The sequence below is a fragment of the Citrobacter sp. R4 genome (assembly GCF_026719175.1).
Lineage (GTDB): Bacteria > Pseudomonadota > Gammaproteobacteria > Enterobacterales > Enterobacteriaceae > Citrobacter_A > Citrobacter_A sedlakii.
The window spans coordinates 357,186-374,234 of the sequence record NZ_JAPPSU010000003.1 but is presented as its reverse complement, the minus strand read 5'-3'; the positions used below and the strand labels follow the sequence as shown (position 1 = coordinate 374,234).

The 17,049-nt window shown below is 57.9% G+C and carries 11 protein-coding genes and 1 pseudogene; 5 read left to right on the top strand and 7 right to left on the bottom strand.

Features of this window, described 5'->3' with window-relative positions:
- Positions 1 to 306 precede the first annotated feature (306 nt).
- On the top strand, positions 307 to 1,560 hold the full coding sequence (glyA, locus tag OOJ60_RS10470; RefSeq protein ID WP_181822743.1) for a serine hydroxymethyltransferase: 1,254 nt from the start codon (positions 307 to 309) through the stop codon (positions 1,558 to 1,560).
- A 132-nt stretch (positions 1,561 to 1,692) separates the two neighbouring features.
- Here glyA and OOJ60_RS10465 read toward each other — a convergent pair.
- Positions 1,693 to 2,883: pseudogene (locus OOJ60_RS10465) on the bottom strand (ROK family transcriptional regulator); the annotation flags it as partial.
- A 113-nt stretch (positions 2,884 to 2,996) separates the two neighbouring features.
- Here OOJ60_RS10465 and OOJ60_RS10460 point away from each other — a divergent pair.
- The 4 genes from OOJ60_RS10460 (at position 2,997) to OOJ60_RS10445 (ending at position 9,832) form a co-directional block, all read left to right on the top strand.
- Positions 2,997 to 6,263, top strand: coding sequence for a DUF5107 domain-containing protein (locus OOJ60_RS10460; protein ID WP_205612521.1), 3,267 nt, complete (start codon positions 2,997 to 2,999; stop codon positions 6,261 to 6,263).
- Between the two features lie 71 nt (positions 6,264 to 6,334).
- Positions 6,335 to 7,777 carry a sugar porter family MFS transporter gene (locus OOJ60_RS10455; protein WP_060570484.1) on the top strand — a complete coding sequence of 481 codons (1,443 nt, stop codon included), beginning with the start codon at positions 6,335 to 6,337 and terminating at the stop codon, positions 7,775 to 7,777.
- Positions 7,774 to 8,604, top strand: coding sequence for an aldose 1-epimerase (locus OOJ60_RS10450; RefSeq protein WP_205612520.1), 831 nt, complete (start codon positions 7,774 to 7,776; stop codon positions 8,602 to 8,604). Before OOJ60_RS10455 ends, OOJ60_RS10450 begins: the two co-directional genes overlap by 4 nt.
- Before the next feature lie 88 nt (positions 8,605 to 8,692).
- On the top strand, positions 8,693 to 9,832 hold the full coding sequence (locus OOJ60_RS10445; protein ID WP_205612519.1) for a 3-phenylpropionate MFS transporter: 1,140 nt from the start codon (positions 8,693 to 8,695) through the stop codon (positions 9,830 to 9,832).
- Here OOJ60_RS10445 and csiE read toward each other — a convergent pair.
- The 6 genes from csiE to OOJ60_RS10415 form a co-directional block, all read right to left on the bottom strand.
- A complete protein-coding gene (gene csiE / locus OOJ60_RS10440; protein WP_060570486.1) occupies positions 9,824 to 11,104 on the bottom strand; it encodes a stationary phase inducible protein CsiE in 1,281 nt (426 codons plus the stop codon). The genes OOJ60_RS10445 and csiE overlap by 9 nt on opposite strands.
- Before the next feature lie 223 nt (positions 11,105 to 11,327).
- A complete protein-coding gene (locus OOJ60_RS10435) occupies positions 11,328 to 11,927 on the bottom strand; it encodes a KpsF/GutQ family sugar-phosphate isomerase (protein WP_181822749.1) in 600 nt (199 codons plus the stop codon).
- Entirely contained in the window at positions 11,924 to 13,561 is a 1,638-nt protein-coding gene (locus OOJ60_RS10430; RefSeq protein WP_042291448.1) for an FGGY-family carbohydrate kinase, read from the bottom strand. Before OOJ60_RS10430 ends, OOJ60_RS10435 begins: the two co-directional genes overlap by 4 nt.
- Positions 13,562 to 13,577: 16 nt before the next feature.
- Positions 13,578 to 14,531, bottom strand: coding sequence for an ABC transporter permease (locus tag OOJ60_RS10425; RefSeq protein ID WP_205612518.1), 954 nt, complete (start codon positions 14,529 to 14,531; stop codon positions 13,578 to 13,580).
- 1 nt (position 14,532) lies between these two features.
- The gene (locus OOJ60_RS10420; protein WP_042291441.1) at positions 14,533 to 15,522 is read right to left on the bottom strand and encodes an ABC transporter permease; all 990 of its coding nucleotides are present in this window, start codon (positions 15,520 to 15,522) and stop codon (positions 14,533 to 14,535) included.
- Positions 15,515 to 17,023 (bottom strand): sugar ABC transporter ATP-binding protein, encoded by a 1,509-nt coding sequence (locus OOJ60_RS10415; protein ID WP_042291438.1) that lies wholly within the window; start codon positions 17,021 to 17,023, stop codon positions 15,515 to 15,517. Before OOJ60_RS10415 ends, OOJ60_RS10420 begins: the two co-directional genes overlap by 8 nt.
- Positions 17,024 to 17,049 lie beyond the last annotated feature (26 nt).

The following is a 17,049-nucleotide window of genomic DNA, read 5'->3' as shown; positions in this document are numbered from 1 at the left end:
CTTTAATGATGTATGTCAAATGCATCTTATAAAAAATACCCATGCATTGTAAATGGTTCTTTGTGACTTTGCGTTGCAAAAGTTACAACGTGAAAAATCTGCATCACAAACCTGAAAAGAAATCCGTTGAAAACCGTAAGGTCTTCATTCGGCAAAGCCTTATAGAATGCCGAGGTAATCGTTTGCGTAAAATCCTTTGTCAAGACCTGTTATCACAGAATGATTCAGTTATACTGTTGGCCGTTGTCCAACAGGACCGCCTAATTAAGGCCAAAATTTTATCGTTAGCTGAGTCAGGAGATGCGGATGTTAAAGCGTGAAATGAACATTGCCGATTATGATGCCGAACTGTGGCAGGCTATGGAGCAGGAAAAAGTACGTCAGGAAGAGCACATCGAACTGATCGCCTCCGAAAACTACACCAGCCCGCGCGTCATGCAGGCGCAGGGATCTCAGCTGACCAACAAATATGCTGAAGGGTATCCGGGCAAGCGCTACTACGGCGGTTGTGAATATGTCGATATCGTTGAGCAACTGGCGATCGATCGCGCGAAAGAATTGTTCGGCGCTGACTACGCTAACGTACAGCCGCACTCTGGTTCTCAGGCTAACTTCGCGGTTTACACCGCGCTGCTGCAGCCGGGCGATACTGTACTGGGTATGAACCTGGCACAGGGCGGCCACCTGACTCACGGCTCCCCGGTTAACTTCTCCGGCAAATTGTACAACATCGTGCCTTACGGTATTGATGAGTCCGGTAAAATTGACTACGAAGAGATGGCGAAGCTGGCGAAAGCGCACAAACCGAAAATGATTATCGGTGGTTTCTCTGCTTACTCCGGTATCGTTGACTGGGCCAAAATGCGTGAAATCGCCGACAGCATCGGCGCGTATCTGTTCGTCGATATGGCGCACGTTGCGGGCCTGATCGCCGCAGGCGTTTACCCGAACCCGGTTCCGCACGCTCACGTTGTGACCACCACCACCCACAAAACGCTGGCGGGTCCTCGCGGCGGCCTGATCCTGGCGAAAGGCGGTGACGAAGAACTGTACAAAAAACTGAACTCCGCCGTGTTCCCGAGCGCGCAGGGCGGCCCGTTGATGCACGTTATCGCGGCGAAAGCGGTAGCGCTGAAAGAAGCGATGGAGCCAGAATTCAAAGTTTACCAGCAGCAGGTTGCGAAAAATGCTAAAGCGATGGTGGAGGTGTTCCTGAACCGTGGCTACAAGGTAGTCTCCGGCGGAACTGAAAACCACCTGTTCCTGCTGGATCTGGTTGATAAGAACCTGACCGGTAAAGAAGCTGATGCCGCCCTCGGCCGCGCCAACATCACCGTAAACAAAAACAGCGTACCGAACGATCCGAAGAGCCCGTTTGTGACTTCCGGTATCCGTATCGGTTCTCCGGCTGTCACTCGCCGTGGCTTTAAAGAAGCGGAAGTGAAAGAGCTGGCGGGCTGGATGTGTGACGTTCTGGACAATATCAATGACGACGCGGTGATTGAGCGCGTGAAAGGTAACGTTCTGGATATTTGCGCACGCTTCCCGGTTTACGCGTAATTCACTGCGAATGCCGGATGGCGGCGCATGCCTGACCATCCGGTCGCGATGTTATGCCGGGCGTCACTCTGATGCCCGGTTATCTGAATAAAATGCCCTCACGCTTCCCTCGCCGCCGCGGCGCTCCGGGTCAATCTCGCTCAACTGCGATTCAACGTATAAATAGCCAATACCCATAAGTTGCTGCGCGCGGCTCAACGTGCCAAAGCCGATCCGCGTCGCTTTCGCCCGCGGATTATCGCCATGGTCGAAAGGATTAAATCCGGTTTGCTGGCGTAAGGTATTTAGCCAGCTTTCGCCAAAAGCACAGCTACGCCCGTATAGCCAGATCTGGTTAATATTGAGGATATTAAGGAAGTTATAAAGGCTTAATCCGATGGCGTTCGCCGCATGTTCCACCCATGCCTGAATACGCACGTCACCCTGCCGCCATGCTTCAATCAGTCTGTCCGTGGTGAGCCTCTCCGGATCCAGCTCGGGTATGGGTTGCGTTTTCATCCACACCCTCGCCTGTTTTTTCAGCGCGCTCAGCGAGGCCACGGTTTCCAGGCAACCGTAGCGACCACAGTCGCAGGCGACGCCGTCCGGATGAATAATGGTGTGTCCTATCTGTCCACTGCCGTACAGGCTGCCGCGCCAGATGCTGTCATTGATGACAAAGGAAGAACCAATCCCATAATCGACGTTAATCACGCAGAAATCTTCATTGGCCGCCGGGTTTTGCCATTTCTCCGCCAGCGCCAGCATCACGCAGTCATTATCAAGACGAACCTGCACGCCAAGCATTTCTTCCAGGAGATATTTTATCTCTACCGGGGTTTTCCACGGCGCCTGCGGCATGGTTTTCGACGCACCGGTAATCGGGTCAACCTGACCGTGCACGCCCAGCGCCAGATTAAGGGTGATCTCAGGATAGCGCTGCTGGTACACGCGCCAGTGGCGGGCTATAGCGCTGAGCAAGTCTTTCGGCGTGGCGGCATTGATTACCTCGTGCCGCCAGTCGCCGACGGCGACCAGACGGGCGTCCGCCAGTTGGCTGGTGAGGCTGGTCGGCGTCACGTTCATACAGAGCGTCCAGGCCCCGCGTTCGGGCAGGTGAAAGCTTCCGTTGCTCAGACCACGCTGGCTCAGCGTTTCTCTGGAGTGGCAGAGCCGTCCCTCATCCACTAACTCCTGCAGAATATTGCTCACTGCCGGAATCGACAGGCCGGTCATTTGCGCCAGCTGCGACTTGCTGAGCTGTTTCTCACGCCATAAATGCGCCAGAAAGAGCTGTTTGTTTGCCTGCCGGACCCGCGCATTGTTGTAGCCTAAATGGCGCATACACTTAACTCCCTTAACTATATTGCGTGAGCGTTGCGCATTTTAACGCCAGTTAACTGTACCACAATAGCCTTAAGTCGATATTTTACTTTTATTCATTGAGTGGAGGCAGCATGTACGGTTCAGTTAAGGTCTGGCAGGAAACCTTATCACTTCCGACCTGGACGGTGGGGGAAGAAGATCCAAACCCCATGTTTCTTGAAAAGCGCGTCTACCAGGGCTCTTCCGGCGCCGTGTATCCGTATGGCGTTATTGATACGCTGACCGGCAAACGTGAGATGCGTGAGTATCAGGCCGTGTGGATGGAGAACGATTTTATCCGCGTCATGCTGCTACCGGCGCTGGGTGGACGTATTCATCGCGCTTACGACAAAGTGCGGGCGCGCGATTTTGTCTATTACAACGAAGTGGTGAAACCCGCGCTGGTCGGCTTGCTGGGGCCGTGGATCTCCGGCGGCATTGAGTTTAACTGGCCGCAGCACCACCGTCCCACCACCTTTATGCCGGTGGATTTCACCGTCCAGGCGGGTGAAAACGGCGAACAAACCGTCTGGATGGGCGAGGTGGAGCCGATGCGCGGTTTGCAGGTTATGGCTGGTTTTACGCTGTATCCGGATCGCGCGCTGATTGAAATCACCGGTAAGGTATTCAACGGCAACGCGACACCGCGCCATTTTTTGTGGTGGGCTAACCCGGCGGTGAAGGGGGGGGACGATCATCAGAGCGTATTTCCGCCGGACGTGACGGCGGTATTTGACCACGGCAAGCGCGACGTTTCTGCTTTTCCGATCGCCACCGGCACCTACTATAAAGTCGATTACTCGGCGGGCGTGGATATCTCCCGCTACAAAAACGTGCCGGTTCCGACCTCCTACATGGCGGAAAAGTCAGACTATGACTTTGTCGGCGCCTGGCATCACGGTGAACGTGGTGGCCTGTTGCATGTGGCCGATCATCACGTTTCACCGGGTAAAAAACAGTGGACCTGGGGATACGGCGATTTTGGCGTCGCCTGGGATCGTAACCTGACCGATGATAACGGCCCGTATATCGAACTGATGACCGGCGTTTTCACTGATAACCAGCCGGATTTTACCTGGCTTGCGCCTTATGAGGAAAAGGTGTTCGTCCAGAACTTCCTTCCTTACAGCGAACTGGGCATGGTACAGAATGCCAGCACCGATCTGGCGCTCCGTCTGGTGCGTGAAGACGGCGTTCTGTCGGTTGGCGTTTACGCCATCGCGCCGCTGCATGAGGCGCGAGTGACGCTCAGCGCAGAGGGCGCGCCTTTTTATGAAACCACCCTGACGCTGGCGCCGGGCCAGAGCTGGATGACACGGATCGTGGAAAACGGCCCGGACCGGATCACGATGACGGTAAGCCATCCTGATGGACGGGAATGGCTGAAATACGAAGAACACATCGCCGGGGAGGTTCCCCTGCCGTCGGCAGCAACGGCGCCGGCGATGCCGGAAGCGCTCTCCAATACCGATGAGCTCTACTTTATTGGTCAGCACCTGGAGCAATACAACCATGCCAGCCGTTATGCCGAGGATTACTATCGTCGGGCGCTGGAGGTGGATCCGCTGGATTATCGCAACAACGTCGCGCTGGGTACGCTGGCGCTAAACCGCGCGGACTGGACGCTGGCGGCACAGTGTGCGAGCGCCGCGTTGGCGCGAGCGCACAAGCTCAACAAAAACCCGCGTGACGGCGAAGCCAGCATGTTGCTTGCCGCCGCGCTGGAGCGGCAGGGGAATTTCGACGCGGCATGGGATCACTACTTTAAAGCGAGCTGGAGCGGGAACTGTCGGGATGCCGCGTTCTGGTCGCTGGCGCGAATAGCGATGCGGCGGGGAAATTACGCGGACGCGCTGGACAAAGTCAATCAAAGCCTGCGCGTTAACGGTAGTAACAACCTGGCGATGGGGTTAAAGGCGCTGGTGTTGGCGAAGCTGGGCCGTGAAGCTGACGCGCTGACCTGGATCGATCAGCAGCTTCGCGATTATCCGCTCAGCTACGCGCTGCACTATGCGCGCTGGGCGGTGAGTCGCGACGAGTCAACGAAAGATGCGTTGATCGCCATCACGGGACGACGCGGTACTAACGCCTGTGAGTTGGCGGGTTGGCTGCTCTCCTGTGGTCAGCAAGACGCTGCGCGCGACGTGCTGGAGCTGTTGGACAGCCAGGAAACGCTGCCGCTGCTTTGGCGCGCATCCCTGAGCGATAACCCGCAGTCGTTGATTGATCGGTCACGCGCCTGTCTGCACAACCGGGTGCGCTTCCCGAATACGCTCGACGAAGTGCAAATGCTGCAAACGCTACCGGACAGCCCGTGGGCGCAATATTTACTCGGCTGCTTCTGGTACAGCAAACGCCGTTACGATGCGGCGCTGGCCTGCTGGCAGTTCACGCTTGCGCAGGAAGCGGATTTCGCACCGGTGCATCGTCTGCTAGGCATCTACGCATGGAATAAACAGCAGGATGCCGTACTGGCGCGACAGTACCTTTCGCAGGCGGTGGCGCTGGAGCCGGACAACGCCCGCTTCCTGTTTGAACGGGATTACCTCGACAAACTGCTGGCTACCCCTGCTGCACAGCGTCTGCAACAGCTGGTCTCCCGCCAGTCCGTTGTTTTTCAGCGCGACGATCTCACTGTGGAATTGCTCAGCCTGTGGAACGGACTGGGCGACTACGAGGCGGCGGCGAAGGTCCTGCGCGAGCGGGCATTCCATCCCTGGGAAGGGGGCGAAGGGAAGGCGACCGGCCAGTACCTGATCAACCAGATGCATCGGGCGCTGGCGGCGATCGGCGAAGGCGCGTACCAGAATGCGGTCTACCTGCTGCAACAGGCGCTGAGCTATCCGCATAACCTGGGCGAGGGGCGTTTGCCGGGGCAAACGGATAATGACATTTGGTATCTGCTTGGCTACTGCGCGCAGCAACAGGGGCATCACGACGAGGCGCAGCGCTATTTTGCGCGAGCGACGCGCGGCGGCAGTTCGCTTGATGCTGGCCGCTATTATAACGATCAACCGGTGGATTACTTGTTCTGGCAGGGCATGGCGCTGAAGGCGCTGGGCGAGCATCACGCTGCGGAGCGGTTGTTCCAGAGCTTCCTGCATTGGGTCGAAACTCAGCGCGACAACGTGCCAGAGGTGGACTTCTTCGCCGTTTCGTTGCCGGATCTGGTGGTGCTTGATACGCCCGCGGCGGCGAAGCACCAACAGCACTGTCTGTTTATCACCGCGTTAGGGCATCTGGGGCTGGGCAATCTTACCGCCAGCCAGCTGGCGTTCGACGCATTACTGCAGGCGAATCCGGCGCATGACAAAGCGCTGCTCCTGCGCCACGCCATCCCCCTGGCGTTATGGAACTAAACCCTGAACCGGTGGTGGAAACACCACCGACAACCTCCTGTTCCCTGCGTTTCCCTGAAAGAGGAATCAACATGAATAATGCGCAGACACACCTGAATATCGGCTACGTCTGGACCATTTGTCTGGTTGCGGCCTGCGGCGGTTTATTGTTTGGCTATGACTGGGTGGTCATTGGTGGGGCAAAGCCCTTTTATGAAGCGTACTTTTCCATTACCGATCCGGCGCAGTCCGGCTGGGCAATGAGTTCCGCGCTGGTGGGCTGTATTTTTGGCGCGCTGATTTCCGGCTGGTGCGCCGATAAGTTCGGTCGCAAAATGCCGCTGATCCTCGCGGCCATTCTGTTCAGCGCCTCGGCATGGGGAACCGCCGTTGCCCATAATTTCGATATGTTTGTTATTTACCGCATCGTCGGCGGTATCGGGATCGGTCTGGCCTCAGCCCTGAGTCCACTGTACATCGCCGAGGTCAGTCCGGCGGAAAAGCGCGGTCGCTTTGTGGCGGTTAACCAGTTAACTATTGTGATCGGCGTACTCGCGGCGCAGCTGATCAACCTGCTGATCGCCGAACCCGTCGCGCCAGGCGCGACGCAACAGGCCATCGTGGAAAGCTGGAACGGTCAGACCGGCTGGCGCTGGATGTTTGGCGCCGAGCTTGTTCCGGCGCTGGCGTTTCTGGTGCTGATGTTTTTTGTGCCGGAGTCGCCGCGCTGGCTGGTGAAGGCGGGGAAACCGGAGCGGGCGCGCGCGATGCTACAGCGGATTGGCAGTACGGAGTACGCCGGGCAGACGCTGAAAGAGATTGAACACTCCCTGCGTAAAGATAACCATAAAGTCGCCTGGTCGACGCTGCTACAGCCGCAGATCAAGCCGATCGTGGTTATCGGGATGGTGCTTGCGGTGTTCCAGCAGTGGTGCGGGATCAACGTGATCTTCAACTATGCCCAGGAGATCTTCGCCTCTGCGGGCTTCGACATTAACGGTACGCTGAAATCCATCGTCGCCACCGGCATCATTAACCTGGTGTTTACGCTTGCCGCGCTGCCGCTGGTCGACAAAATTGGTCGACGCAAACTGATGTTGTTTGGCGCATCCGGTCTGACTGTCATCTATGTGTTGATTGCGGGCGCGTATGGCATGGGGATCATGGGCTGGCCGGTGCTGGTTCTGGTACTGGCGGCGATCGCGATCTATGCCATGACCCTTGCCCCGGTAACGTGGGTGCTGCTTTCCGAGATTTTTCCCAACCGGGTGCGCGGTCTGGCGATGTCGCTGGGGACGCTGGCGCTGTGGATCGCCTGTTTCCTGTTGACGTATACCTTTCCGCTGCTCAATGCCGGACTCGGCGCGGCAGGCAGCTTCCTGCTCTATGGCGTGATTTGCGCGATGGGTTTTCTGTACATCCTGCGTAACGTGCCGGAGACCAAAGGCGTGACGCTGGAAGCGCTGGAAGAACAGTTGGCGGCTAAACAGCTGAAAACCAGCCCGTCGGCGCAGCAGAAAAGCGCACGCTCATGAGCTCCGCGCTGACGCTGCAAAACGCGCATCTGCGGATGCGCGTGGATCCGCAAGGAGGCAGGCTGCTGACGCTGTTTTCGTTACCACATCAGCAGCCAGTATTGTATACAGGCGACGGCGCGGGTGGGCTGTTTCCCATGTTGCCGGTGGCTAACCGTGTGGCGGGAAACCGTTTTTCCCAGCGCGACGGCGACGTTCAACTGCCCTTGCATGATGCTGACCCCACGTTCTGGCTGCACGGAGACGGCTGGCGTCAACGCTGGGAGGTGGCCGACGCTGGCGATCAGCACTGCGTTTTGCGTCTGCGAAGCCAGCACCCCTGCGGCTACGATTATTGGGCCACCTTGCGTTACGCTCTCGACGGCGCAACGCTGGCGGCGCAGCTCTCGATAACCCATCAGGGTCAGCGACCGATGCTTTACGGCTGTGGATTTCATCCCTGGTTTGCTTTTGACGCGCAAAGTACAGCGCAGTTTTCCGCCAGCGGCTACTGGCCGGAAGGGGAACAGCACCTGCCGTTGGCCTGGCGCAGCGACATTCCGCCAGAAGCGGATTTCAGCCGGGCGCATAATGGCGCGGATCGCTGGCTGAATGTGGGCTATTCCGGCTGGGGAGGACGGGCGGTCATCCGACATGGCGTGATGAAGATCACGCTTTCAGCTCAAACTCCCTGGCTGATGCTGTTCAGAATGCCGGGTCGGTCATTCCTCTGCCTTGAGCCGCAGTCGCATCCGGTTAACGCCCACCACATGCCGGGGCAGCCGGGATTACGTGTATTAAGTGCGGGAGAAGCGTGCCGTTTTGCCCTGCAAATCCGCGTTGATTAAGGCAAAAAAGAGGTTATCCCGCTGTTAATGTTCACTTGCGTCAGCCTGCGTTTATCGCCAGACTATCGCCTCCAAACGGGAGGGAATCATGGTCTTGCACTCCACGCGCTGGCTGGCGCTCGGTTACTTCACCTATTTTTTTAGCTACGGTATTTTCTTACCTTTCTGGAGCGTCTGGCTTAATGGCGCCGGGTTAACCCCCGAAACCATCGGTTTGCTGCTGGGCGCCGGACTGATCGCCCGTTTTCTTGGCAGCCTGTTGATTGCCCCCCGGGTCAGCGACCCGTCGCGGTTGATTTCAGCGCTGCGCATCCTGGCGCTGCTGACGCTGGTGTTCGCGCTGGCATTCTGGGCGGGCGCCCACGTGGCGTGGCTGATGGTCGTGATGGTCGGCTTTAACCTTTTTTTCTCCCCGCTGGTGCCGTTAACCGATGCGCTGGCAAACACCTGGCAAAAACAGATCACGATGGACTATGGCCGGGTGCGTTTGTGGGGGTCAGTCGCCTTTGTGATCGGCTCGGCGCTAACCGGTAAGCTCGTGAGTCTGTTTGATTATCGGGCGATTCTGGTAATGCTCACCCTGGGGATTGCATCCATGCTGCTCGGTATGCTGCTGCGTCCGAGCGTGCCGCCGCAGGGAGAAAGCCGCCAGCAGGAGAGCGCCGGATGGTCGGCGTGGCGAGCGTTGGTGACCCAGAGCTGGCGCTTTCTGGCCTGCGTCTGCCTGCTGCAAGGGGCGCATGCCGCTTATTACGGCTTTAGCGCGATTTACTGGCAGGGGGCCGGGTATTCGGCCTCGGCGGTAGGGTATTTGTGGTCGCTTGGCGTCGTGGCGGAAGTTGTCATCTTCGCTCTTAGCAAAAAGCTGTTCCGCCGCTTTAGCGCCCGCGACCTGTTGCTGCTTTCCGCCGTCTGCGGCGTGATTCGCTGGGCGCTGATGGGCTGGACCACCGCGCTGCCGTGGTTGATTGTGGCGCAGATCCTGCACTGCGGCACGTTTACCGTATGTCACCTGGCCGCGATGCGCTATATCGCCGCGCGGCAGGGGAGTGAAGTGATTCGCCTGCAGGCGGTCTATTCCGCGGTGGCGATGGGCGGCAGTATCGCCATCATGACGGTCTTTGCCGGATTCCTCTATCAGCATCTGGGCAACGGCGTGTTCTGGGTGATGGCGCTGGTGGCTCTGCCCGCGATGGCGCTGCGGCCAAAAGTAACGGCTTCAGCCTGACTCCAGCATTTTGCGGATCTGCTGTTGCTGGTGCGGCGTTAACGCCTCCGCCGCGTGTATCAGCGGCGGAGAAAACAGGGGCAGCGGCGTGGTGTAAGGCGTGACGATCAGCGCGACGCCGCGCGGCGACCCTTCCTGCTGAAATGTGCGCATCGGCACCGGTTTGATATTTAACGGCAGTAGCGTCAGTTCGCGAAGCTGCTGTTCTATCTGCTGCTCCAGCATGCGGTTATCGCCGGTCAGTAAGAGGATCTGCTTTTCGTGTAGATCATTTTCCTGCATCAACCACGCGCCGAAAATCACCGCCACCAGACCCGTCTCTTCTTCGGAAAACGCAACGCCGTATTCCTCTTCAAAACCGCGCAGAGCCTCGCGGGTGGTGCGCATCAGGCGCGGATAAAGACGCGCGAATTCATCCGGCAGGGTGTTATCAATACCGATCGAGAACAGACTGCGGTTCAGCGCCTGGGCAAGGTGAATGTATAACTGATCGTTCAGCCCTTGTTCATCGTTGAACCGCACCGCGCCCAGTTCGCGAAAGCGCAGCACCAGACGGGCGATGGCCAGCCGTAGCCGCCGGTTTTGCTGATGGTTGTCGCGGATCGGATCGGGCAGGCGCACCATCGAAAACAGCAGCGCCATAAACAGCGACTCCGTGAGCGGCGCATCCTGTCGCACGCGTCGCTGCCAGTGGCGCCCAATTTCTTGGGCGAGCTGATATTCGGCGCATGTTTGCACCCAGCGCTGCTGGATCGGATTAAATTCCGGCGCAATGCCCGCGTGATGTTGCAAAAGGCAATACTGCAAATAGAGGCGTAAAAACTGCACGTCGCGACTCTCGAACGGCTTTTGCAGACGGCGGGCGCAGAGGTTGATCAGCGCGTGAAGGTTGGTGTCATCGTAGAGCGTGCGCAGGATCCCCCGCTGCTTTAGCTCGCGCTTGAGGGCGGGCGAGAAGTGCTGGGAAATAAAATTGGGGCATAACCGTAAGCCGCGTCTCAGCCAGTGCAGCAGGCAGAGGCGCTGATCGAGCGCTGTACCTTCGATCCGGTAGCAACCGTCAGGGCCAGAAATGATGCTCAGTCGATGATAGCGCTGGATCTCGCGTCCCGTTTCGGTGACATCTTCGCGGGCAAGCCCATCATCGACGCCATTAAGCGCGCTGAATGTTTCCGCGGTGGCAATTTGCCCTGGCTGGAAAAGCGTCAGCAAAACCTGGCAACGGCGCTGGGGAGCAGAAAGTACAGATGGCGGAGCAAGCGTTGGCATCATCTGTCGAACCTCCCGAATGTATGTTTGATAAGAATAGCTAAAGTTTTTCCATAATAATTACGAATGAAATGCTTTAGGTCAGGATTGCTGAGGAAGGTCACAGAATTTTTCACGTACAGGGCGTCAGGAAGGAGTGAAACGCAGCGCCTGAAGCGCATTTTTTGCTTTTTTATCGTTCGGTTGTCTGAAAGACGCCCCGCCGATGCCGGCGGAGCGGGAAACGCTAACGCGTCTGGCGTAACGTTAATCCAACGTCGCCACCGGGATGCACCGACAACAGCGTCTCTTTTGAGTAACCACTTTCGCTCATCAGGCAGGCGCAGGCGGCGTCGAAAATGGCGATGACCAGCATAATCGAAGTGGTCGCCAGCATGTTTAGCGGGTCGGCTTCACGCTTAACGCCTGTTGAAATCACCAGCCGGGCGGCGCGGGCGATGGCGGAGTCAGCGTTTTCGGTGACGCTGATAATCGGTACATTTTTCGCCGCGAGTCCTGGCAGCAGGCGCGTTAGCTCATCTGAGTTCCCGCCGCGAGAGATCATAATGACCAGATCGTCCGCGTCCAAAAAACCCAGGTCGCCGTGCGCGGCGTCGGTGGCGTTAAGGTAGATCGCCGGACGTTCAACGCAGGCCAGCATATGGGCGATTTTTCGCGCTGCAATGCCAGAGGTGCCGACGCCCGTGACGGCGATTTTCCCCCGGCAAGTGCGTAGCGCCGCCATTAACGCCTGCCACTGCGCCTCGCTCAGATGATCGGCCAGTCCGGCCAGCGCCTCGCTATACAGCGTCCAGGTGGCGGTGGCCTGTTGCCATGCGCGGCTCATGACGCCGCCTGCATCAGTTGGCGGTACTTCATATGATCCTGATACATTTCATGAAACACCTGATATTTACGGTCGTAATACTGTTTGATGCGGTTGGTCTGCGGGGTCACTGTTTTGCCAATCCGGCTCATCGCCGACATCGCTTCCGGGAAGCTCTCAAAAACGCCCGCCGCGATCGTGCCCATCATGGCGCCGCCCAACAGCATCGCCTCGCTCTCTTCCGGCAGCAGCATCGCGCAGCCGGTGGCGTTAGCGTGTTCCTGCACGAAGACGGGATTCTTGGTGCCGCCACCGCTGGCCATAATGGTGTCGATACTGTAACCGCTCTGGTTCATGGTCTCGATGATATGGCGTGTCCCCAACGCGATGGCCTGAATGGTGGCCAGATACTGTAGCGCCATATCTTCCGGAGTCCGCGATAGTTTCAGCCCGCTTATCGCCCCGGTGAGGGTGGGGTTGGCGCGCGGCGAACGGTTACCGTGGAAGTAGGGGAGAATATGTATATCGCGGGTTAAAAAGGCGATGTTCTCCGGCTCGCCCGCCATTTTTCGCAGCAGCGCGTTGAGCACTTCATAGATAGTTTGGTCCTGCGACGTAGCCTGCGCCAGCAGCGTTTCGTAGCACGGATGTGACTGAATAATATGATCGATTAACGCGCCGGTGGCGGATTGTCCGCCTTCGTTAAGCCAGTATTCCGGTAGCACCGCTGAGTAGTACGGTCCCCAGACGCCGCTGATAAAGCGCGGTTCTTTAGAGATCGCCATATGGCCGGTCGAGGTGCCGCCAATCAGGGCGATCCGGCGATCGAAATCGGCCACATCGCCCGACACGCCGCTGGCGCCCAGGGTGCCGAGCGTACCGGCATGGGCGTCGATGATCGACACGCTCACCGCCGTGCCCGGAATCAGTCCCATTTCGCTGGCGGCGCGCTGACTCAGACCGTGACCCAACGGTTCGCCCATCGTTTTGACATAGCGGCCAATTTTGGCGGCATCGTGTTCCAGCAGATCTTCAAGGCCAATTTCGCGGAAGTAGCTGGCATCCCATTTGTCCTCGTGGCCCATATAGGTCCACTTGCAGACCGTGGAGCACAATGAACGGGTGTCGTCGCCGGTGGCGCGCCAGGTCAGGAAATCAGGCAAATCAAAATAATAGCCCGCGTTGGCCCAGGTGTTCGGCATGTGCTGTTTCAGCCACAGCAGCTTTGGGGTCTGCATTTCCGGGGAGATAATACCGCCAACGTAGTCCAGCACGCGGTGGTGCAGGGCGTTGATGCGTTCCGCCTGGGTGATGGCGCGGTGATCCATCCAGACAATAATATTCTGCTCGCTGCGCCCCGACGGGCTAACGGTCAGCGGTTGTCCCTCTTTGTCGAGCACCACCAACGAACAGGTCGCGTCAAAGCCTAACCCCTTGACCTGAATAGGGTTGATATCTGACTGATTAATGGCATCGCGAACGGCGTTGCACACCGCCTGCCAGATATTGTCTGACGACTGTTCGACGAAATCGGCCTGCGGACGATAAATCTCAATCGCACGGCTGGCTTGTCCAACCATTCTGCCGTTGAGATCAAACACCCCTGCGCGGGCGCTACCGGTTCCTACATCCACACCAATAAAATAACTCGCCATCATTTTTCTCCTGAAATCAGGCTTTACGATTCTGTAATGCGATAAAGAGGATGAGCACCGCGCCCCAGAGCGCCATGGTCAGATAGCTACTGATCCCCAGCAAATTAAAGCCGCTCTCCAGCATTTGCAGCACCACCAGCGCCAGCACCAGGCCGATAATGCGCCCAAAGCCGCCGTCCGGGTTAATGCCGCCCAGCACTGAGGCGAGAATGGTCACCAGCAGGTACGACTCGCCGTAGCCGGCTTTCGCCGAATTGAACTTGGCCATCATCAAGATGGCCGCCACCCAGCCGAGCAGAGCGGAAATGACATAGACCGAGATTTGCACCCGCACAGTATTCACACCGCTGTAGCGGGTCGCCTGCTCGTTGGAGCCCATCAGATAAAGACTGCGCCCCAACGTGGTGTGCTCCAGCAAAACCCATAGCAGGACGGCAACCAGCAGGAACAGCAGCAGGGCGACGGGAATACCGGCGACAGTGGCGTTACCGAGATACTGAATCGCTGTCGGGAAACCAGAAATCACCGTGCCGTTGGAAAGTAGAATGTTCAACCCGGAGATCAGCGTCATGGTACCGAGCGTCGCCAGGATGGGTGAGACGCCGACCCAGGCGATGAGCGCCCCGTTTACGACACCGATCGCTACGGCCACCGCTGCGCCCGCCAGCAGCGCCAGCGCCAAAAACAGCGGGTTATCCGGTTGACTGACGATGATCGCCGCCATGACCAGCGAACAGGCGTTAGCGCCCGCGATAATCGACAGGTTGATGCCGCCAGTAAGCATGGTCATCCCCATGCCAAGCGCCAGCATACCGAGGATCGGCAACTGCGAGCCGATGGACTGGAAATTGGCGGCGCTGAAAAAACGGCTTCCCAGCAGCGCGGAAAAGATCACGGCAACGACAATAATAATGACGCACTGCAGGCGGATGATGGTATCACCGGGTAAAACGCGTGCTATCGTTTTCATCTTAGAGCTCCCTTGCCAGTTTGCGTTTTTCGTTCCAGGCCGTCGCGCTGATGCTGACCAGGATGATGGCGCCGCTGAAAACGGTGTGCCAGTAAGATGAGACGCCCAGCAGCGTCAGGCCGTTTTGCAAAAAGGCCAACAGGATCACCCCGAGCAGCGTACCGGTCAGCGTGCCGCGTCCGCCGCTCATGCTGGTGCCGCCGAGCACTACTGCCGCCAGCACAGTGAGTTCGAAACCGAGCAGCGAGTTTGGCGCTACCGACTGGGTGATTTGCGCCTGCACCACCGCCGCGACGCCCGCCAGAATTCCCATGTAGCCGTAAACGTAGAAATGCAGCTTCAGCAGATTCATACCGAGGCGCGAGGCCGCGTCGCGGTTGCCGCCCATCGCGTAAATTTGTCGGCCCAGGCGGGTAAAGTTCATCAGCACGGCGGTAAAGACAATCACTGCCGCCAGGCACAACAATGGCAGGGTTAGCCCGTAGTCATAACCGTCGGCGGCGGTGAACGAAAACCAGTTAATGCCGTTCATAAACCAGTCCGGGAAGCCGTACAGCCAGGTGCCTTTGGTGGCGTAAACCAGCAGACCGTAATAGACGTTAAGCGTGGCGATGGTAATGATGATCGCCGGTACGCGCAGCCAGTAAACGAGAAAGCCGTTGAGCAAGCCGAGCAGCAGCCCGACGACGCAGGCCAGCGCCAGGGCCAGCAGGAAGTTGCCGCCGTGGGCAATAACCCAGCTTGCCATCGCATACTGCGCAATGGCGGTCATCGCCGGAAACGAAATATCGATACCGCCGGAGATCAGCACCACAAACAGCCCGCAGGCGAGGATGCCGAGGATCGCGTAGCTGGTGGCGACATCCGTCAGGTTACCTAACGACAGAAATTCATCGGTTTTGATGCTCAGCCCGACCGCCAGCGCAATCACCAGCAGGCCGAGCCAAAATTCATGGTGTCCCGCTAAGCGGGAGAGACGATTATTATTCATGGATGACCTCTACCACCTCGGCAATATCCTGTTCAGAGCAGCGATGCGGGTTAAACTCCGCCACCAACTTTCCGCGACGCATCACCAGCACCCGATGGCTGTTGTAATAGGCTTCCGGGATCTCATCGCAAATCATCAGCACCGCCATTCCCTGCTCCGCCAGGTCGCGGGCGATCTGGTAGATCCCTTCTTTATTGGCGATATCCACGCCCACGGTGGGCGAATCGAGGATCAGAATCCGTGGGTTGGTCGCCACCCATTTGGCAATGGCGATACGCTGGGCGTTTCCGCCGGACAGCGTTTTTACCGGCAGTTGCGGATCGGAAACCTTAATGTTCAGTTCACGGATCAGTCCGGCGACCTGTTTTTGCGCGTGGCGATGGTCCAGCAGACCGCTGCGCGTATGCAGTTTGTCGTAAACCGTGACGATGGTGTTGTCATAGATCGACTGATCCATGATAAGCCCTTGCGTCAGGCGATCCTCCGAGACATAGCCGATCCCATGCCGGATAGCATCCTGGTTATTACGCAGCCGGACCGGCTGACCGTTGATCCGAATTTCACCGCTTTCCGGCTGGGTCATGCCAAACAGGCTCAGGCACAGCTCGGTGCGCCCGGCGCCCAGTAACCCGACAATCGACACGATTTCGCCGCTGCGCAGCGACAAATTGATGTCCTGATATTTTCCACGACGGCTCAGGTTGCGTAGCTCAAGCAGGGGTTCTTGCTCAGGCGACGGTTTTTCCGGGAGCGGGCTGTAATGAAAGCGCTGGCCGGTCATCAGGAACGCCAGCTCGTGGCTGTCGAGCTCGCTTGCCGGATACGTGCCCACCAGCTTGCCGTCACGCATGACGCTGATGCGGTCCGCCACTTCCATCACTTCATCAAGCCGGTGGCTGACAAACACCACGCAGATGCCATCTGCCTTAAGTTCGTTTACCACCCGCAGCAGACCGTTAACCTCCTGGCGGGTCAACGAAGCGGTAGGTTCATCCATAATGACCAGCCGCGCTTCGGCGGCAATGGCGCGGCAAATAGCCACCAGTTGGCGGTCGGCAATCGACAGCTTTTCGACTTTTTTGTCCGGATCGATGGACACGCCAATGCGCCGCATTGCCGCCAGCGCCTGTTGTTTCATTGCGCCGCGGCGTACCCAGATATCGCCGCCGGGTAGGTAGCGGTTGACGGCAATGTTCTCTGCCACGCTGAAGTTGGGGAACAGGGATAAATCCTGATAGATCACCTGGATGCCATAATGTGAAGAGAGCTGCGGAGAAAGATGGTGGAACAGTTTTCCATCCAACTGGATCTGCGCCCCTTTTTCCGGCTGATAAACGCCCGAAATCACTTTAATGATGGTGCTTTTTCCGCAGCCGTTCTGTCCTGCCAGGCAGTGAACTTCGCCTTTTTTCAGCGTCAGATTCACGTTATCCAGCGCCAGCACGCCCGGGAATTGCTTGCTGATATTCTCAAGAGTGATAAATGCGGTGGTGTCTGTCATGGACAATACCCCTGCGAGCGCCCCGA